Consider the following 19,773-nt stretch of genomic DNA (forward strand, 5'->3'; position numbering starts at 1 on the left):
CCGTGCGGTGATCGATGGTATGCAGTCAGAGTGGCCCGAGCCACCGGTTCGACCAACGATTCCGGGGGTGTTGAAGGTGCGAGTTCACCATTCCTGCGGACCGGGCTGTAATCGCTCCTGTTGCCAGGACCGCGGCTCGGCCGTGTGCCCCGAACGGTGCTGGGCACGCTGGTCCCCCGCTTTCGCTCCGCTCCCGGGCCCGGCGCATCGTGTGCGCGGTCCGGTGAGGCGGGGGCGGGGTCCCTCACGCCCAGGGGTGTCCGGTCCGGCCTGAACACTCCGATGCCCCTGCTCATCACTCCGGTGAACAGGGGGCGGTGGCGTCCGCCGCCGGATCGCATGGCCCTGGGCGCGCCGCCCGACCGCGATGCTCGCGGCATCGTGCCGGGTGGGTTTGCGGTTTTTCGATGTCAGAGGCTTTCGCCAGTGCCGGTTACCCCACTTGCTGGTGAAGGCCGGATCGACGGCGATGACCGCGATGCCGCTCCGGTCGGCCATGGAGACCAGACGGTTCCTCAGCCGGCTGGTGGGCAAACCGGAGATCAACTGCCGGAAACGACGCTTCCGACCGTATTTCTCACGGGTCTTCTCACCGGCGAAGTCCAGATCCTCGACCGCGATGGCCTTGACGCCGCGGGACCGCGCCCAGTGCAACAGACGGGAGAGGGCGTGACGCACCTGGGCATCGCGGTGGCCGGCGGTTCCGGAGAGGTCGTAGGCGAAGCGGCGGGGAGCGCCCACGGGGTTCCCGTGACGGTCGAGCCGCCAGGCGGCGAGGTGGTCGGCGTTGGTGTCCACTCCGACCACCCCGTGTGCGAGGGCGGTCACGATCGGGACGGCCTTGGCGGGCGGATACTGCCAGGAGGCGGTCAGGTACCAGCGGGAGCGGGCCGTGTCGTAGTGGATGCGGTAGGCCACTGCCAGGTCGGCTGCGACGCGGTCCGCCCACTCCGCTCCCCGGTGCGCGAACGCGACCCTGCCGGCCAGGACGTACCTGCCGTGCGGGCTGTTCGCCAGATCCGCGAGCGGGCCGGGGAGCCTGATACTCACTTCGCCGTCCGAGGTGACACGGATCGTCTCGTTCCCGTACCTCTTGCCCGTCTCGCCGTCGGCCTGGAGGAACCAGCGCTCGGCCTCCCACCGCCGCCGCCACTCGTCCTCCGCGAGCCGCGCGGCGACCAGGTGGTGCCTGGTGTTGAGGAGGGCCCTGCCACCCCGCACCACCCGCACCCGGCCTGCCTCGTGGTCGGCCACCACGGAGGCGAGCCGGTCGTCCAGCACGCGCAGGCGCCGCGATTTCGCGTGCCACTCCCGCTGCGACCGGTAGCCGCCCGGAGACCCGCCGGCGCCTTTCGTTCCGACGGGCAGCGCCAGGCGGTCGCGGACGGTCCGGATCCCGGCCTGCAGGTTCTGTATGTATGCCGTCTGCCCCCGCCGGGCCAGCGCCCACTGATCATGCGTGGCCTTCGTGACGCTGCCCGCCCACCGCGATGACGACGCGGCGGTCAGCTCCCGTTTGCGGGCCGCCCAGCTCCGCGCGGAATGCCGCAGACCATCGCGGGAACGGATGGCGAGGTCACGCGAAGCCAGCGAGCCCAGGTGCGCGCCGGCCCGCGCCAGTACCTGCTCGTCCCCGGCCTCCAAGCCTTTCAGCCTGGTCCGTACCGACACCCCCGACGGGCCGGGCACGAGGAACGGCGCCGCCAACCGGCGCACCCCACCCACCATCCCGTCACCCCTCGCATCGAAACCCCTCCTCCCCAACGAGCTCCCCATGCGGAGGTCATCCGTTCGACCGAGGAACTCTCCTCGCACGTCCTCTCCGGCCATGCGTGGCGGAACTCGCCCATACCCCTTCCGCCGACCTCCAGTTCACCCCCCGGCTACCGCGGAGTTCGGCGTTCCTGCGAAGGTCGGACCACCATGTCGACATCGCAGCTCGCTCCGCATCCCGCTCCGGAGCGCCCCGCTCCGGCCCCCGTCCGCCGTTCCGGGCGCCGTGCCGGTCTGTTCGGCTCGGCGTTCGCCGCCCTGGTCACGGCGGTGGCCGTGTGTGCCGGGGACGCCGTCGCGCGGGTCTTCCCGTACGGGCCCCGCCACCGCAGCGTCAACGACCTCGGCAACCAGTTCGTGCCCTTCCACGCGCACCTGTGGGACCTGCTGCACGGGCGGGCTCGGGGTGGGCTGCTGTTCAACTGGCAGTCCGGGTACGGGACGAGCTTCCTGCCGGATCTGGGCACCTACCTGACGAGTCCCTTCGCCCCGCTGGTCGCGCTGTTCCCGCGGCACGACATCGACCTCGCCGTGTACGCGGTCACCGTCCTGAAGATGACGGTCGCGGCGGCCGCGATGGCCTGGCTGCTGCGCACCCAGCGGCCCGGGCCGTGGTGGGCGGCCGGGCTGCTGGGGGCCTCGTACGCGCTGTGCGGCTGGTCGGTGATCGAGGCCTCGTACAACCCGATGTGGCTGGACGGGCTGATCGCCTTCCCCCTGCTGTGCCTGACCGGCGAATGGGCGCTGCGGGCGCGGCGGCCGCTGCTGGGGGTGCTGGTGGTGGCCGTCTGCTGGACGGCGAACTTCTACACCGCCTACATGGCCACCCTGGGCGCGGCGCTGGTGCTGGTGGTGCGGGTGGTGCTGACCCGGGAGGGGGCGCGCGAGCGGCTGCGGGTGGTGGGGCGGGCGGCGCTGACGACCGTGCTCGGCACGGCCCTGACGGCGCCGCTGCTGCTGCCGCTGTTCCTGAGTTCGCGGCAGGCCTATCCGGGCTGGTCCAAGCAGTTCTCCCCGGCGCCCTGGTCGGATCTGTTCGCCCGGCTGCTGCCGGCCACGTACTCCTTCAACTCCCCGGCCCTGTTCATCGGTACGGGGACCCTGCTGCTGGTGGCGGCGCTGCCGTTCCACCGGGCGCTGCCGCCGCGCACCCGGCTGTGGTGGGCGGGGCTGGTGGCGGCCGTGCTGCTGTCCCTGCAGTGGGGACCGACGCATCTGGTCTGGCACGTCTTCGCGACGCCGAACGGCAGCCCGTACCGGCAGACCTTCGTGCTGGCCGGGATCGTGGTGATCGCCGCCTGGACGGGGCTCGCGGCCGGGCCGCCCGGGGTGCGGGCGCTGGCGGCCGGGGCCGTGGTGCTGGCGGCGGCCGCCGCCTGGGCGGCGGGCAGCGCGCTGGCCACGGGCTGGGGGTATGCCCTGTTCTGCGGGGGGCTGGCGCTGAGCGCGGGCGCCTGGTGGGCGCTGCGCCACCGGCGGCTGCTGCTGCCGGCGGCGGCCGTGCTGGCGGTGGCGCTGGTGGCGCAGGCCTCCGCGACGACGGCGTACGGGCACAAGGGCAAGCTGGCCGGGCTGGACGACTACCCCTCCTGGGGCCGGGCCGACACCTCCCGCGAGCGGGCCCTGACCCGGGCCGACGGCTGGCCGGCGTACCGCACGGACGCGGGCCGGCCCGCGCTGACGGGCAACGACCCGCTGCTGCTGGGCGGTGAGGGCGGCTCCTACTACAGCAGCCACACCCCGGACGTGTTCACCCGCACGATGGCGGCGCTGGGCGCGGGCTGGACCTCGCGCGGGCGCAGCGTGCAGAGCCTGGACAACCCGGTGACGGACGCGCTGTTCTCGGTCGGCGCGCGGCTGAAGCCGGACGGGAGGATCGCCCGCGGCGATGCCCTGCCGCTGGTCACGGTGCGCCCGGCGGGGCCGCCGCCGGAGTTCGGCGCGTCGCCGTTCGCCAACCAGGAGCTGCTGCTGGGGGCGAAGGTGTACGAGGATCCGGTCGCGCCGCAGGTCTGCCGGTCGGGGACGGACGCCTTCCTGTGGGCGCCCGAGTACAACGCGACAGCGCGGCTCGCGGACGGCCGGCCGTTCAAGCTGAACGGCAACCCGCCGAAGAACCGGGCGGCGCTCCAGCCGCTGGGGCGTTCGCACGGGCCCGCCTCGAAGCTGGTCTTCGACCGTCCGGCCCCCGCCGTGTGGGCGCTGTCCTGCCTGGACCGGGCGAAGCTGACCGCGGCGGTGTCCGCCCTGCGGGGTGCGGCCGCCACCTCGGTCCGGGTCGGGGACTCGGACCTGACCGCCACGCTGCCGCCCGGCAGCACCGGCACCGCGGTCGTCGCCGTCCCGGCCGTCGCGGGCTGGAGCTGCGCGGGCCGTCCGGCCGGGTCCCGCCTGGGGCTGCTGGCGGTACCGCTGGACGGGCGCACGACCACCCTGCGCTGCGGGTTCACCCCGCCGGGGCTGGCGGCGGGCGCGGCGGTGGCGGGGCTGTCGGCCCTGCTGGTGGCCGCGCTGGCGGTGCACCGGCGGCGGCCGGAGTACCTGCCGGTACCGGGGCGGCGCCGCACCCGGCGCACCACCTGACGGCCCGGCGGCGGGCGGGGCCGGCGGGTCGGCGGGTCGGCGGGTCGGCGGGTCGGCGGGTCGGCGGGTCGGCGGGTCGGCGGGTCGGCGGGTCGGCGGGTCGGCGGGTCGGCGGGTCGGCGAGGCAAGCGGACCCGGCGGGGTCAGCGGGCCCGGCGGCCGGCGGCCCGGCGGACCGGCCGGGTCAGCGGACCTGGCCCAGCCACTGGAGGGTCCGGCGGATCTCCACCGGGAGGGGGTGCGCCGGGCCGTGCACCCGGTCCGCGTCGTACAGGAGCCGGACCAGGGTGTCGTGGGCGGCCGCGCGGTCGCCGAGGGAGAGCAGCAGGTGCGCTATCCGGCGGCGGACCTCCAGCGGCAGGCCCGGGTCCGGGTTGGCGTAGTGGTTCTCGAACAGCGGCAGCAGCGACCGGTACTCGGCGAGGGCCGCGGCCGGTTCGCCGAGCTGCTCCAGGCACTGCGCGGCGTCGTAGCGGAAGCGCAGCGCCTGCGGGTCCCCGGCCGGGAATTCGTCGGCGAGGCGGCGCAGTTCGGGCAGGGCGCGGCGGTACTGGCCGTCGTCCATCAGCGTGGCGGCGTACTGCTTGCGCAGGCTGCGCACCACCGGGGAGTGTGCGCCGTGCTCGGCGGCGGCCGCCGGGAGGATGCCGCCGAGGATGTCCACGGCCTGGGTGAGCCGCCCCTGGTCCAGCAGTTTGCGGGCCTCGTCCACGGCGCCGGGGATGTCCGGGCGGGGCGGGGCCGGCGCCGTGGCCGGCATCGGCGGGACGACGGCGGCCGGCCGGTCCGGCCAGGGGGCCTGGGGGCGCAGGAAGGGCCGGGTCGGGTCGAGCGGGCCGGCCACGGGGCGGCTGCCGGGGGCCGGGAGCAGCGGCGCGAGGGCCTCGTAGACCTCCTGCGCGCTGCCGGGCCGGTCCTGCGGGTCCTTGGCGAGGAGGCGCATGAGGACCGCCTCCAGCTCCTGCGGGATCTCCGGGCGCCGGCCGCGGACGGGGGCCGGGGGCTCGTACAGGTGCCGGTGCAGGACGCCGAGGGCGGTGGTTCCGGCGAAGGGGACGGTACCGCTGAGGAGTTCGTACAGCAGCACGCCGAGGGCGTACAGGTCGGTGTACGGGCCGACCGCGCCGCCCATGGCCTGTTCGGGGGCCATGTAGGCGGGGCTGCCGATGGGCGAGCCGGTGCTGGTGAGGCGGGTGGTGTCGGTGTCCATCACGGAGGCGACGCCGAGGTCCAGGACGAGGACGGTCCCGTCCGGACGGATCATCACATTGCGGGGCTTGAGGTCCCGGTGGACGATCGGTACGGCGTGCACGGCGGACAGCACCGCGCACAGCTGCGCCACCACCGCGACCGCCCACGGCCAGGGGTAGGGGTCGTGCTCGGCGAGGTGGTCGGCGAGGTCGGAGCCCTCGACGTAGCCCATGACGAGGTAGAGCTCGTCGCCGTCGCTGCCCGCGTCGTGCACCGTGACCAGGCCCGGGTGGTCGACCTGTGCCGTGACCCGGCATTCGCGCACGAAGCGGCGGCGCAGCTCCTCGGCGACGGTGCCGGGGCCGGCCACCTTGTCGGGGCGCAGCAGTTTGACGGCGACGCGGCGGTCCAGGCGCCGGTCGTAGGCGGTCCACACCTGGCCCATGCCGCCCTGGCCGAGGATGGTGGCGAGCTGGTAGCGCTCGCCGACGAGCCGTTCGCTCGCGGTCACTGCTGCGGGTCCTGGATCGCCGTGCTGTTCGGGTCCTGGTAGGGGCCGCCGGGCCGCGGGGGCGCGGGCGGGGTGTGCGGGGGCTGCTTGCGCAGGAGTTCGCTGAGCTCGTCGAGTTCGGCGCGGACCTGTCCGATGCGCGGGGGCCGGCCGGGGGCCGGGGTCTGCTGCGGCGGGACGGGCGGGTAGCCGTAGGAGGGCCGGGTCTGCTGCGGGGGCTGCGGCAGGTGCGCCGGCTGCTGCGACTGCGGCTGGGCGTACGGGGGCTGCTGCGCCGGGTACCAGGGCGCGGCTCCCACGGCCTGGGGCAGGGCGGCCCGCGCTTCGTGGTGCTTGATGTCGGCGACGAGGTAGTACACGCAGACGGCGAAGCCCGTGAAGATCGAGCCACCGGCGCCGAGGTTGCCCTGCCAGCCGTTGGTCTCGGCCGTCGGGTCGAGCTCGATGAAGGTGATCCAGACGACGGACAGCACCCCGCCGAGGACCAGCAGCACCCAGTCGCGGCTTCTGCGGGTGAGCAGGGCGATCCGCAGCAGGGAGCCCCAGGCGAAGAAACCGCAGGTGAGGAGGGGCAGCGCCGTGAACAGCACGCGCAGCGTCATCGCCGCCCCGGACACGGGGCGGTGGCCGTGGGGGCCTTGCTGCGGCGGGATGCCGGGGCCGTGCATCGCTGCTCCTGACGGGCCGTGCGGAAAGGGTGACGGCTGGAAGCGTATACAGCGTTTCCGGCCGTCCGTGAGGGTATGCGCGCAACCGTTGCAGGGTCGCAGCACGGGCGGCCCGGGGGCGGCCCGGCGCCGGCCCGCCCGGGGTCACGGCGACGTCCGACAGCCCGTCGTACAGGCCCTGTACGAGCCGCTCCCCCGGGGCGTCCCGTCGGCCTCGCCGCCGAGGGCGCCTGCTCCCACGCACTCCACCGCCCTCCTGCCCCCTGCGGCTACCCTCTGATCTCCTGATCGATCCCAGGGGGGGACCCGACATGCGCACCCGCATGCCCAGAACCACGACCACGGCCGCGCTCACCTGCGCGGTCCTGCTGACCGCCGCGGCCACCGCCTGCGGCCCGGACTCCACCGACGCGGCGCCGACGCCCTCGTCCTCCGCCCCGGCGCAGACCCCGCTCACGGGCGACCCGGCCGCCGTCCTGCGTGCCGCGTACGAGGAGACGGAGCGGGCGGACTCCAAGACGGCGGTCATCTCGCGCCGGATCGGCGCGCGCGAGATCACGGCGAAGCTGACCTTCGAGGGCGACGGCAGCTGCTACGGAGAGGTCAAGGTCAACCGGCACGGGGCGGGGGAGATCCTCGTGAACGAGGCCAAGGTATCCCTGCGGGGCGACTACGAGTTCCTCCAGGACCAGTTCAGGGACCAGCCCGCCAAGTCCCCCGACACGGAGGACGGCTGGATCGACCTGAGGCCGGGCGACCCCTCGGTCGCCCACCTCCTGGCCCTGTGCAAGGACGGCTCCCCCGCCAGCACCTTCCCGGCGGACCGCACCGGCCTGCACCGGGGCCGGGACACCTACCTGAACGCCAGACCGGTCCTCGTACTCCTGTCGAAGGGCCCCGACGGCACCGAGATCACCGACCACGTCTGCCTGGACGGCAAGCCGTACCTCCTCGCCCACTGGGAGAGCGGCCCGACCTGGAGGACCGTCGAATACAAGAACCTGACCCGCACCGACTGACGGCCCCCGGGCCGCGGATGAGCGGGCGGCCCGGGGGGGCGGGGTCTGTGGGGCGGGGGGTTACGAGCCGAGGACGGTGGTCAGGAATTCGCCCGTCCAGGCCAGGAGTTCGCGGCCGACCAGCGGCTTGCCGCCGACGCGGGCCGTCTTGGGGCGGGGGACCAGGACCTGGCTGGTGGCCGGCTTGAGGACCGTGCCGGGGTAGAGGCGCTTGAGGCGCAGCTCCTGCGATTCGCGCAGTTCCACCGGTCCGAAGCGGATGTTGGGGCCCTGGAGGGTGATGTCGCCGACCCCGCAGGCCCGGGCCAGCATCCGCAGGCCCGCCACCAGCAGCAGGTTCTCCACCGGCTCGGGCAGCTTGCCGTAGCGGTCGGTGAGTTCCTCGCGGACCGCCTTGATGTCGGCCTCCGAGGTGGCCGAGGCGATCGCCCGGTAGGCCTGGAGGCGCAGCCGCTCGCCCGGCGCGTAGTCGTGCGGGACGTGCGCGTCGACCGGCAGCTCGATCTTGACCTCCAGCGGCGGCTCCTCCTCCACCCCGCCCTCGACCGCGGCCCGGTAGTCGGCGACGGCCTCGCCGACCATGCGGATGTACAGGTCGAAGCCGACGCCCGCGATGTGGCCGGACTGCTCGCCGCCGAGCAGGTTGCCGGCGCCGCGGATCTCCAGGTCCTTCATCGCCACGTACATGCCCGCGCCCATCTCGGTGTGCTGGGCGATGGTGGCCAGGCGCTCGTGCGCGGTCTCCGTCAGCGGCTTCTCCGGCGGGTAGAGGAAGTACGCGTACCCGCGCTCGCGGCCCCGGCCGACGCGGCCGCGCAGCTGGTGCAGCTGGGAGAGGCCGAAGTTGTCGCCGCGCTCCACGATCAGGGTGTTGGCGTTGGAGATGTCGATGCCGGACTCGACGATCGTCGTGGAGACGAGGACGTCGAACTTCTTCTCCCAGAAGTCGACCACGACCTGTTCCAGGGCCTGTTCGGACATCTGGCCGTGGGCCGTCGCGATCCGCGCCTCGGGGACGATCTCGCGCAGCTTCGCGGCCGCCCGGTCGATGGACTCGACCCGGTTGTGGATGTAGAAGCACTGGCCCTCGCGCAGCAGCTCGCGCCGGATGGCCGCGCCGATCTGCTTCTCCTCGTACGGGCCGACGAAGGTGAGGACCGGGTGGCGCTCCTCCGGCGGGGTGGTGATGGTGGACATCTCGCGGATGCCGGTGACGGCCATCTCCAGGGTGCGGGGGATGGGCGTGGCGGACATGGTGAGGACGTCGACGTTGGCGCGGAGCTTCTTCAGCTGCTCCTTGTGCTCGACGCCGAACCGCTGCTCCTCGTCGACGATGACCAGGCCCAGGTCCTTGAACTTGGTCTCCTGCGAGAACAGGCGGTGGGTGCCGATGACCACGTCGACCGAGCCCTCCTTGAGGCCCTCCAGGGTGGCCTTGGACTCGGAGTCGGACTGGAAGCGCGAGAGCGCCTTCACGTTGACGGGGAACTGGCTGTAGCGCTCGGAGAAGGTCCCGAAGTGCTGCTGGACGAGGAGGGTGGTGGGGACGAGGACGGCGACCTGCTTGCCGTCCTGGACCGCCTTGAACGCGGCCCGCACCGCGATCTCCGTCTTGCCGTAGCCGACGTCGCCGCAGATCAGGCGGTCCATGGGGACGGACTTCTCCATGTCCTCCTTGACCTCGGCGATGGTGGTGAGCTGGTCGGGGGTCTCCGCGTACGGGAAGGCGTCCTCCAGCTCGCGCTGCCAGGGGGTGTCCGGGCCGAAGGTGTGGCCGGGGGCCGCCATGCGCGCGCTGTACAGCTTGATCAGGTCGGCGGCGATCTCCTTGACGGCCTTCTTCGCCCGCGCCTTGGTCTTCGTCCAGTCGGCGCCGCCGAGCCGGTGCAGGGTCGGGGCCTCGCCGCCGACGTACTTGGTGACCTGCTCCAGCTGGTCGGTGGGAATGTAGAGCCGGTCGCCGGGCTGGCCGCGCTTGGCGGGCGCGTACTCGACGAGGAGGTACTCGCGGGTGGCGCCCTGGACGGTGCGCTGCACCATCTCGATGTAGCGGCCCACGCCGTGCTGCTCGTGGACGATGTAGTCGCCGACCTCCAGGGTGAGGGGGTCGATGGACTTGCGGCGGCGGGTGGGCATCCGGCCGAGGTCCTTGGTGGCGGTGCGCTGGCCGGTGAGGTCGGTCTCGGTGAGGACGGCCAGCTTCAGCGCCGGGTCGACGAACCCGGTGTCGATGGAGCCGCAGGAGACGTGCACGAGCGACGGCTCCAGGGCCCGCAGGTCCGCCTCCAGGCGGGCGGCGATGCCCTCGCCGCCGAGGACCTCGACGGTACGGGCGGCCGGTCCGTGGCCCTCGGTGAGGTAGACGGTGTGCCAGCCGTCGGCGATCCAGCCCTTGGTGTCGGCGAGGGCGCGGGCGGTGTCGCCGCGGTAGGCCTCGGGGGCGTGCATGCCGAGCTTGAGGGTGTCGGAGCCCAGCGCCGGGTCGTCGGCGGCGAAGGGGGAGACCGACCACCACATCATGCCGAGCTCGCGGGCGTGCTCGCGGACGTCGGCGATGCCGCGCAGCGAGGCCGCGCCGACGTCGATGGGGGCCTGGCCGCCGCCGGCGGTGGCCGCCCAGGAGGCCATCAGGAACTCCTGGCTGGTCGCCACCAGGTCGGCGGCCCGGGTGCGGACCCGCTCGGGGTCGCAGACCACGGCCATGGAGCCGGCCGGCAGGACGTCGAGGAGCAGCTCCATGTCGTCGACCAGGACCGGGGCGAGGGACTCCATGCCCTCGACGGCGATCCCCTCGGCGATCTTGCCCAGGAGTTCGCCCAGCTCGGGGTGGGCCTCGGCGAGGGCCGCCGCGCGCTCGCGCACCTGGTCGGTCAGCAGCAGCTCGCGGCAGGGCGGGGCCCACAGGCCGTGCTCGGCGATCTCCAGGGAACGCTGGTCGGCGACCTTGAAGTAGCGGATCTCCTCGACCTCGTCGCCCCAGAACTCCACGCGCAGCGGGTGCTCCTCGGTGGGCGGGAACACGTCGAGGATGCCGCCGCGCACGGCGAACTCCCCGCGCTTCTCCACCAGCTCGACGCGCGCGTACGCGGCCGCCGCCAGGGCCTCGGTGACCGCGCCGAGGTCGGTGCTCTCGCCGTGCCGCAGGCTCACCGGGACCAGGTCGCCCAGCCCCTTGACCTGCGGCTGGAGCACGGAGCGGATCGGGGCGACGACCACCGAGACGGGGCCGGAGGCCGGGTCGTCCGCGCGGGGGTGGGCGAGGCGGCGCAGGACGGCGATGCGGCGGCCGACGGTGTCGCTGCGCGGGCTGAGGCGCTCGTGGGGCAGGGTCTCCCAGGACGGGTAGTCCACCACCTCGTCGGGCGGAAGCAGGGAACGCAGCGCGGCGGCGAGGTCCTCCGCCTCCCGGCCGGTGGCGGTCACGGCGAGGACGGTCCGCCCGGTGCGGCGGGCCAGCGCGGCGATCGCGAAGGGGCGGGCGGCGGGCGGGCCGACCAGGTCCACGTGCATGCGGTTGCCGTCCCCGGCCGCGGTGACCGCCTCGGCCAGGGCGGGGTCCCGGGTGACGGCGTCGAGCAGTCCGGTGAGGCTCATGAAGGCGGCTTTCCATCCGGTGGAGGGGCGGGCGGGGCAACGCGAAGCACCCGACACGTGAACGGGCCGGGGGTTCCCACCCTATGCCGCGGGGGTGCCGGCCGCGCGCGGGATACGGGCCCCGATCCGGGCATGCCGTGCGCCCCGAGCCGGGCACACCCCGGACCCCGCCGCCAGCACACCCGAGGCCCCGCCCGGGCACGCCCGGAGCGCGCCCGCGACCGGGGCGGAATCCACGCTTCCGAACCAGGATGACAATCTGTCCGGATGTCCATATCCGGAAGCCCGCCCGACGGCACGACCGCGCCCCGCACGGCGCCGGCCGCGCCCGCCGCGCCCGCCCCCGCGCCGGCGGCGGAGCCCACCGCACCCGCCGCCGTCGAGGCGCGCGCCGACCGGCGGGCCCGGGCCGCCGCGTGGGCCCGGGCCCGGGCGCCGTACGCGCTGACCGCCGCGCTGTTCGCCGCGTACGCCACCCTCTCCGTGACCCGCCACATGCGGATGGAGGACGGCTCCTACGACCTGGGGATCTTCGAGCAGGCCGTCCGCGCCTACGCCCACCTCCAGGCGCCCGTCGTGGACCTGAAGGGGCCGGGCGCCAACGTCCTCGGCGACCACTTCAGCCCCGTCATCGCCCTGATCGCCCCGCTCTACCGGATCTTCCCGGGCCCGGTCACCCTCCTGGTGGTGCAGGCGGCGCTGTTCGCGCTGTCGGCCCTGCCCGTCACCCGGGCCTCCGCCCGGCTCCTCGGGTCGGCGCGGGGGCTCGCGCTCGGGGCGGTGTACGGGCTGTCCTGGGGGATCCAGCGGGCCGTCGAGTTCGACTTCCACGAGATCTGCTTCGCGGTCCCGCTGATCGCCTTCGCCCTGGAGGCCCTGCTGGCCCGCCGCTGGCGGGCGGCGCTGGTCTGGGGGCTGCCGCTGCTGCTGGTCAAGGAGGACCAGGGGCTCACCCTGGCCGCGCTGGCGCTCGTCGTCGCCTGGCGGGCCCGGCGCACCGACCGGCGGGCGGCGCGGCTGGCCCTCGGCGTGGCGGTGGCCGGGGCGGCGGCGGCCGCACTCGTGTTCACGGTGGTGATCCCGGCCTTCGCCGCCGACGGCTACACCTACTGGCAGAAGGCCGGCGGCCCCGCCGACGCCCTGCACGGCCTCGGCACCAAGCTCACCACCCTGGTCTGGGTGCTGGTGCCCACCACCGGGCTGCTCGCGCTGCGCTCCCCGCTGCTGTGGGTGGCCGTGCCGACGCTGGGCTGGCGCTTCACCTCGTCCGACCCGCACTTCTGGTCCACCGACTGGCACTACAGCGCCGTCCTGATGCCGGTCGTCGCGCTGGCGCTGGCCGACGCCCTGGACCGCGTCCGGCGCGGTCCCCGGCCGTGGGTGCGCTCGTACGCCCACCAGCTGCCCGGCGCCCTGCTCGCCGCGGGGCTCGCGCTGAGCGCGACCGGCCTGCCGCTGGCCCGGCTCGGGGAGCGGGCCGCGTACGAGAAGCCCGCGCGGGCCGCCGCCGTGGAGCGGCTGCTGGCGCGGATCCCCGACGGGGTGACGGTGGAGGCCGACTACCCCGCGCTGACCCGGCTGACCTCGCGCTGCCGGGTGCTGTGGCTCGGCGGCTCGCGGGGGGTGCGCCCGGCGTACCTGGTCTTCGACAACGCCTCCGGCTGGGCCGGGGACCCGCTGGTATACGCGGGCCGGCTGCATCCGGGGTCGCGGTTCGCCCTGGTGGGCGACGCAGAGGGAACGGTCCTCCTGGAGCGCCGACTGTGACGGCGGAACCGGAACACCCCCGACCGCCGGCCCGGGCGGCCGCCCGAAGGCCCACCCGAGGACGATGAGGCAGCGTGCCGGCCCCGGCCCGCCCTCCCGGACGGGCCGGGGCCGGCGCGTTCCCCCGTACTCCCCCATGGGCCCCCGGACCGCAGGGCCCGATGCTCCCCCGCGGGGACCCCCACATGTCCCGCGCAGGGTCCGGGGGCCTCCCGGAGGCCCCCGTACTTCCCCCGGGGGGTTCCCGGGGCCTCCCCCGTGGGACCCCCGTGCTCCCCCGGGGTTCCGGGGGCCCGTGGGGCCCCCGGGTCTTCCCCCGTCCGACCGCCGGAGGCTACTCGCTGGCGATCGCGTTCAGGACGTTCATCCGCCCCGCCCGGAACGCCGGGACCAGTGCGGCGAACAGGCCCACCAGGGCCGAGCCGGCGAAGACCGCGATGATCGTCGCCCACGGGATCTCCAGCACCTTCAGGCCCTGGAGGGCGAGCAGCTGCTGTGCGGTGGCGCCCCAGCCCATGCCCAGTCCCAGGCCCAGCAGGGCGCCGAAGAGGGCGATGACCACCGATTCCAGGCGGATCATCCGGCGCAGCTGGCGGCGCGAGAGGCCGATGGCGCGCATCAGGCCGATCTCGCGGGTCCGCTCGACCACCGAGAGGGCCAGGGTGTTCACGACGCCCAGCACCGCGACGATGATCGCCAGGGCGAGGAGGCCGTAGACCATGTCGAGCAGTTGCCCGACCTGGTCCTTGAGGTCCTTCTTGTAGTCGGTCTGGTTGAGCACCTTGTACTGCGGGTACTCGGCCATGGCCGCCTTGAGCGCCGTGTACGCGCTGTCGGCCTGCCCCTTCTCGGCCTTGGCCAGCAGCATGAACGGGCGCGGCAGCCGGTCGGCCGGCAGGTTGGCCTCGGCGGTGGCGGTGCTGACGTACTTCACGCCCTTGTCGAGGTTGCCCTCGTCCAGGGTGATCGCGGCGACCTTCAGCTTGACGGTCTTGCCGCCGTTGAAGGCCACGCCCAGTTCGTCCCCTATCTTCACGTGGTGCTGGGCGGCGTACTCCGAGCCCACCGCCATCGCGCCGGGCGCGTACGCGTCCTGGTGCTGTCCGGCGCTCGTCTTGCGGCGGACGTCCTGGGCGTAGGAGGGGTCGGTGGCACTGAGCCGGTCCTGGGCGGAGGTGCCGTCCGGGGCGGTGATCCGCGCCTCGACCTCGCGGTAGGCGGTGACGTGGTCCAGGCCCTTGACGGCGCGCATGGCCTGCTCGGCCTGCGGCATCAGCGGCTGGCCGCCCTGGGAGGCGACGATGTAGTCGGCGCCGACGGTGCGGTCGAGCTCGTCGGTGGCGGAGGCCACCATCGAGGAGCCGACGACCGACAGGCAGGCGACCAGCGCCAGTCCGATCATCAGTGCGGCGGCCGTGGCCCCGGTACGGCGCGGGTTGCGCAGGGCGTTGCGCTCGGCGAGCCGGCCGACGGAGCCGAAGGGCCGCAGGACGGGCGCGGCGAGCAGCCGGACCACGACGCCCGCCAGCAGCGGGCCGATCACGATGAAGCCGATCAGGCTGAACAGGACGCCGACGGCCAGCCACAGCGAGCCGGCGGAGGCCTGGTCGGCGGCCGCGGCGAGGAACAGGGCCGCGGCGCCGGTCCCGGTGAGGACCAGGCCGAGGACGGCGCGGACCGCGCCGGCCTTGCGGTCGCCGGGGGTGCCGGCGTCGCGCAGGGCGGCCATCGGGGAGACCTTGCCGGCCCGGCGGGCCGGGACGTAGGCGGCGACGACGGTGACGACGGTGCCCAGGACCAGGCCGGCGACCGGGGTCGTCCAGCGGACCGTCAGGTCGCCGGTGGACAGGTGCATGCCCATGGAGCCCATGAGCTTCATCAGGCCGACGGCCAGGCCGACGCCCGCCGCGACACCGGCGGCGGAGCCGACGACGCCCAGCAGGAGGGCCTCCAGCAGCACCGAGCGGTTGATCTGTCGCCGGTCGGAGCCGATGGCGCGCATCAGGCCGATCTCGCGGGTGCGCTGGGCGACCAGCATGGAGAAGGTGTTGAAGATCAGGAAGATGCCGACGAGGAAGGCGATGCCGGCGAACCCGAGCATCACGTACTTCATGACGTCGAGGAAGCCCATGTCCTTCTTGTTGGCGGCCGTGGACTCCTTGGCGGTCTGCAGCTTGTAGGTGTCCGCGCCGAGGACCGAGGCCACGTTCTTCTTCAGCTGCTCGTCGCTGACGCCGTCCTTGGCGGTGACGCTGACGTGCGTGAAGGTGCCGGGCGCGCCGAGGAGCTTCTCCTGGGCGGTGGCGGTGTCGAAGTAGACGATCGCCGCGCCCGGGTTGGTCACGGTGAAGGAGGCGATGCCGCTGATCTTCGCGCGGACGTCACCGGTGACGGCGATGGTGCGCAGTTCGTCGCCGAGCTTCAGGTGGTGCTTGGCGGCGGTGTCGGCGTCGACCATCATCTCGGTCGGTCCGCGCGGGGCCCGGCCGGAGGTGATCTTCATGGACTTGAGTTCGCCGTCGGTCCAGTTGCCGGCGATGGTGGGGGCGCCGGTGGTCGACCCCATGTTCTCGTTCCTGGAGTCGACGACGGTGACGGCCGTCGAGAGGACGCCGCCCTCGGCGGACTTCACGCCCTCGGCGCCGCGCACCTTCTCCACGGCCGAGCCGGGCAGCACCTGCGGGCGGCCGCGGTTCGGGTCGGCCTCGCCGTCGGCGGGCTCCTTGGGGCTGACGGTGACGTCGGAACTGGTGACGGCGAACAGCTTGTCGAAGGTGGTGTTCATGGTGTCGGTGAACACCAGGGTCCCGCAGACGAAGGCGACCGAGAGGAGCACGGCGATGGCGGACAGCGCCATCCGGCCCTTGTGCGCGACGAAGTTGCGCCGCGCGGTCTTCATGACGGTCACGAGGTCCGCCCGCGCGCGTCGAAGTCCTTCATCCGGTCCAGGACCTGGTCGGCGGTGGGCGCGTACATCTCGTCGACGATGCGTCCGTCGGCCAGGAAGACGACGCGGTCGGCGTAGGACGCGGCGACCGGGTCGTGGGTGACCATCACGATGGTCTGGGCGAGCTCGTCCACCGACTGGCGCAGGAAGCCGAGGACCTCGGCGCCGGCCCGCGAGTCCAGGTTTCCGGTGGGCTCGTCGCCGAAGATGATCGCCGGGCGGGCGGCGAGGGCGCGGGCGACCGCCACGCGCTGCTGCTGGCCGCCGGACAGCTCGGTCGGGCGGTGCCCCAGCCGCCCGGCGAGGCCGACGGTCTCCACGACCCGGTCCAGCCACTGCGGGTCGGGCCTGCGGCCCGCGATGTCCATGGGGAGGGTGATGTTCTCCAGGGCGTTCAGCGTCGGAAGCAGGTTGAACGCCTGGAAGATGAAACCGATCCTGTCGCGGCGCAGCTGGGTGAGCTTCTTGTCCTTCAGGCCGGTGATCTCGGTGTCCTCCAGGTGGATCCGGCCGCTGGTCACCGTGTCCAGGCCGGCCAGGCAGTGCATGAGGGTGGACTTGCCGGAGCCGGAGGGGCCCATGATCGCGGTGAACCGGCCGCGGTGGATGTCCACGTCCACGTGGTCGAGGGCGACGACGCGGGTCTCGCCGGAGCCGTACGCCTTGACGACCTGGCGCGCCCGTGCGGCCACGGAGCCGTGTCCCCCGTCGCTTCCGTGCCTGGTCTCGGTCATCGCCGTTGTCACGGTGTTCTCTCCCCTGTCGGTGTGCGTACGGCGTACGTGCGTCGCCGTCGTGAAGTCTGCTGAACCCGGGGTGTCCGGCGCGCTGGTGCCCGTCGCCGTATCGGCCGGGGGGTTAACCCCACCTCGCCCCCGCGGCCCTCTCCCCTGTGCACCAGTCAAAGACGGATCAGGCCGTCCGGCCTCCTCCGCCGGGACGAAAGTCCTCTGGACCCAAATGGGGAGGGACCCCTAGGGGACGTCCGCCCTTCGACGGACCGGACGTAGGGGGCACACGGCCCGCACGGCCCGGGGCACCCGCGTGAGATGGGGATTCCGCCGGGCGCACCCCGGTGAGAGGGTGTCTGCGCGGACGAAGGGGGAACGTGATGGAGACGGAGAAAAGCGGGGGCGCGGGCTCCGGCAAGAAGCCGGCCGGCACACCCGGGAGAAAGGTTTCAGCCGAGGAGGCGGGGGCCGAGACGGGGGCCGCCCCACCCGTGCAGGGCAGGCCGCCGGCGCGGGTCGTCGCCTCACTGATGCTGTCCATGGCCCTGGTCGCCCTCGACACCACGATCGTCTCCACCGCCGTCCCCCAGATCGTCGGGGACATCGGCGGCTTCGCCGTCTTCTCCTGGCTCTTCTCCGGCTACCTCCTCGCCGTGACCGTCACCCTCCCCGTCTACGGCAAGCTCAGCGACACCTTCGGCCGCAAACCGGTCCTGCTCTTCGGCACGGCCCTCTTCCTGGCCGGCTCCCTGCTGTGCGCCTCCGCCTGGAACATGGGCGCGCTGATCGCCTTCCGGATCGTCCAGGGGCTGGGCGGCGGCGCCCTGCAGAGCACCGTGCAGACCCTGGCCGCCGACCTCTACCCGCTGCGCGACCGCCCGCGCATCCAGGCCCGCATGACCACCGTGTGGGCGAGCTGCGCGCTCATCGGCCCGGCCCTCGGCGGACTGATCGCCGGCTACGCGGGCTGGCGCTGGACCTTCCTGATCAACGTGCCGATGGCCGGGCTGGCGCTGTGGCTGACCGGCCGCCACCTCGTCGAACCCCGGCGCGCCCCCGCGCACCGCGGGCCGGTGGACTGGGCGGGGGCGCTCGGGATCTTCGCCTGCGGCGGGCTGCTGCTGTTCGCCCTGGTCCAGGGCGGGGTCGCCTGGCCCTGGCTGTCCGCGCCCTCGCTGGGGCTGCTGGGCGCCAGCGCGGTGCTGGCGGCGGTGGTGGTCCGGGTGGAACGGCGGGCCGGGGACCCGATCCTGCCCGGGTGGGTGTGGCGCCGGCGGACCATCGCCGCCGTCAACCTGGCGATGGGGGCACTGGGGCTGCTGATGGTCGCCCCGATGGTGTTCATGCCGACCTACGCCCAGTCCGTCCTCGGGCTCGGGCCGGTGGGGGCAGGGCTGATGACGGCGCTGATGACGCTGAGCTGGCCGCTGTCGGCCGCCGTCTGCCAGCACGTGTACCGGCGCATCGGCTTCCGCGACACCGCCGCCCTGGGGATGGGGCTGGCCGCGGTCGTCCTGTTCTCCTTCACCCTGCTGCCTTACCCGGCGCGGATCTGGCAGCCGGCGCTGATCATGCTGCTGCTGGGCGCCGCGCTGGGCCTGTTCCAGCTGCCGCTGGTGGTGGGGGTGCAGTCCACGGTGGACTGGGCCGAACGCGGCACGACGACCGCCTCGGTGCTGTTCTGCCGCACCGTCGGCCAGGCCGTGGGGGCCGCGCTGATGGGCGCGGTGGCCAACGCGACCGTCGCCTCCCGGCTGGGACGGGAGCACCTGCCGGGCCTGCCGCACCGGCTGGACGACGTGTCCCGGGCCCTGGCCGAGCCGGGCAGCCTCTCGCGGGCCGCGTCCGCACACCTGCGGGGCGCGGTGGCGGCCGCGGTGCACCACATCTTCCTCGGCGCGGCGTTCGCCGGGGTGGCGGCGCTGCTGGTCCTGCTGCTCGTGGCGCCGAGGCGGTTCCCGGTCCTGCCGGAACACGAATGACGGCCGCTTGACAACTTGTCATGGCCGCCCCGCCCGGGTGAGGCTCTCCCCAGGACCGCACACCCGGGGGGACGACATGGCATCCGCACTCTTCGCACTGGCGTTACTGGCCGCCCTGGCCGGACCCGTCGCCCTGCGGCTGTACCGCAGGGCGGGCTTCGTCACCGGCCGCGACGGCCGGCTCTCCACCTCGACCACCCTCGCGCTGGCCTGGACCGTGATCCTGGTCTGGCTGCTGCTCGCGAGTCTCGGCTACGGGCTGACGGCCGGCGGCGGCATCGGCTGGTTCCGCGGCGAGCACGGCCCGCTCTCCGCCCTGACCCGGGTCTACCTCCCGCTGCTCGGCGGCCCCTACCTCGCCCTGATCGGGGCGAAGACGGTGGTCGGGATCAGGGTGGAACACGGCACCCTGGCCAAGCCGGCCCCGAGGCCCACCGCCACCGGACGCCGGCCGCTGCGCGAGCTGATCGCCAACGACAGCGGCCGCACCGACCTCGTGGACCTCCAGTACGTCGCCCTGAGCGTGGTGACGATGCTCTACGTCGTCCTGTTCTTCCTCTCCGACGTGGGCGCCGGCCTCCCCGAGCTCCCGTCCGAGATCTGGGCGCTGACCGGCGCGCCGGCGGGTGCGTACCTGGTGAACAAGATGGCCACCCGCGGCAACCCGGTGATCACCCACGCCGCCGTCACCGGGGACGGCGTGCTCACGGTCGAGGGCGGCGGCTTCACCGACCCCCGCCTCACGGTCGACGACACCCCGCTCCCGACGGTCCAGGACCCGGCCACGGGCACCCTCACGGCCACCCTCCCGCCGGGCGCGACAACCCCGCTCACGGTGGTGGTCACCTCCCGCGGCCTGCGCAGCGACCCCTACCGCCTCGGAACCGCCCCGGCCGCCCCTCTCCAGCCGGCGGCCTAGACGAGTAAGTCCGAAGTCCTGGTCAGTGGTCGTAGGCGATCAGTGATCGTGTGATCGGTGTTCCGGTGGCCCGGTTGTGCCAGATCGC

At 73.9% G+C, this 19,773-nt stretch carries 11 protein-coding genes; 5 read left to right on the forward strand and 6 right to left on the reverse strand.

What is annotated here, in order from left to right; all coding sequences use genetic code 11:
• Window positions 1-84: 84 nt before the first annotated feature.
• Window positions 85-1,728, reverse strand: a complete 1,644-nt coding sequence (locus ACZ5NJ_RS33465) for a nuclease/transposase family protein (protein WP_468769965.1) — start codon at window positions 1,726-1,728, stop codon at window positions 85-87.
• A 195-nt stretch (window positions 1,729-1,923) separates the two neighbouring features.
• Here ACZ5NJ_RS33465 and ACZ5NJ_RS33470 point away from each other — a divergent pair, with 195 nt between their 5' ends.
• Window positions 1,924-4,356 (forward strand): YfhO family protein, encoded by a 2,433-nt coding sequence (locus ACZ5NJ_RS33470; RefSeq protein ID WP_468769967.1) that lies wholly within the window; start codon window positions 1,924-1,926, stop codon window positions 4,354-4,356.
• Window positions 4,357-4,540: 184 nt separating this feature from the next.
• Here the strand turns inward: ACZ5NJ_RS33470 and ACZ5NJ_RS33475 are convergent, their stop codons facing one another.
• The gene (locus ACZ5NJ_RS33475; protein ID WP_468769969.1) at window positions 4,541-6,058 is read right to left on the reverse strand and encodes a protein kinase domain-containing protein; all 1,518 of its coding nucleotides are present in this window, start codon (window positions 6,056-6,058) and stop codon (window positions 4,541-4,543) included.
• Entirely contained in the window at window positions 6,055-6,726 is a 672-nt protein-coding gene (locus ACZ5NJ_RS33480; protein ID WP_468769971.1) for a hypothetical protein, read from the reverse strand. The genes ACZ5NJ_RS33475 and ACZ5NJ_RS33480 overlap by 4 nt, the downstream gene beginning before the upstream one ends.
• 323 nt (window positions 6,727-7,049) lie before the next feature.
• On the opposite strand from ACZ5NJ_RS33480, the gene ACZ5NJ_RS33485 reads away from it, so the two are divergent.
• Window positions 7,050-7,745 carry a hypothetical protein gene (locus tag ACZ5NJ_RS33485; protein ID WP_468769973.1) on the forward strand — a complete coding sequence of 232 codons (696 nt, stop codon included), beginning with the start codon at window positions 7,050-7,052 and terminating at the stop codon, window positions 7,743-7,745.
• Between the two features lie 60 nt (window positions 7,746-7,805).
• Here ACZ5NJ_RS33485 and mfd read toward each other — a convergent pair whose 3' ends face one another.
• The gene (gene mfd, locus ACZ5NJ_RS33490) at window positions 7,806-11,339 is read right to left on the reverse strand and encodes a transcription-repair coupling factor (protein ID WP_468769974.1); all 3,534 of its coding nucleotides are present in this window, start codon (window positions 11,337-11,339) and stop codon (window positions 7,806-7,808) included.
• Window positions 11,340-11,606: 267 nt separating this feature from the next.
• Between mfd and ACZ5NJ_RS33495 the strand changes: the two genes are divergently transcribed.
• A complete protein-coding gene (locus ACZ5NJ_RS33495; protein ID WP_468769976.1) occupies window positions 11,607-13,106 on the forward strand; it encodes a DUF2079 domain-containing protein in 1,500 nt (499 codons plus the stop codon).
• 334 nt (window positions 13,107-13,440) lie between these two features.
• On the opposite strand, the gene ACZ5NJ_RS33500 is transcribed toward ACZ5NJ_RS33495, so the two are convergent.
• Together ACZ5NJ_RS33500 and ACZ5NJ_RS33505 are read right to left on the reverse strand one after the other, a co-directional pair.
• Window positions 13,441-16,014, reverse strand: a complete 2,574-nt coding sequence (locus ACZ5NJ_RS33500) for an ABC transporter permease (RefSeq protein WP_468769978.1) — start codon at window positions 16,012-16,014, stop codon at window positions 13,441-13,443.
• Window positions 16,011-16,787 (reverse strand): ABC transporter ATP-binding protein, encoded by a 777-nt coding sequence (locus ACZ5NJ_RS33505; RefSeq protein WP_468769979.1) that lies wholly within the window; start codon window positions 16,785-16,787, stop codon window positions 16,011-16,013. The genes ACZ5NJ_RS33500 and ACZ5NJ_RS33505 overlap by 4 nt, the downstream gene beginning before the upstream one ends.
• Before the next feature lie 377 nt (window positions 16,788-17,164).
• On the opposite strand from ACZ5NJ_RS33505, the gene ACZ5NJ_RS33510 reads away from it, so the two are divergent.
• Together ACZ5NJ_RS33510 and ACZ5NJ_RS33515 are read left to right on the forward strand one after the other, a co-directional pair.
• Window positions 17,165-18,766: an MDR family MFS transporter gene (locus ACZ5NJ_RS33510; RefSeq protein WP_468769981.1), complete on the forward strand. Its 1,602-nt coding sequence runs from the start codon at window positions 17,165-17,167 to the stop codon at window positions 18,764-18,766.
• Between the two features lie 76 nt (window positions 18,767-18,842).
• Window positions 18,843-19,685, forward strand: coding sequence for a hypothetical protein (locus ACZ5NJ_RS33515; RefSeq protein ID WP_468769983.1), 843 nt, complete (start codon window positions 18,843-18,845; stop codon window positions 19,683-19,685).
• The last annotated feature ends 88 nt before the right edge of the window (window positions 19,686-19,773 follow it).

Source organism: Streptomyces sp. NPDC032091, assembly GCF_055580265.1.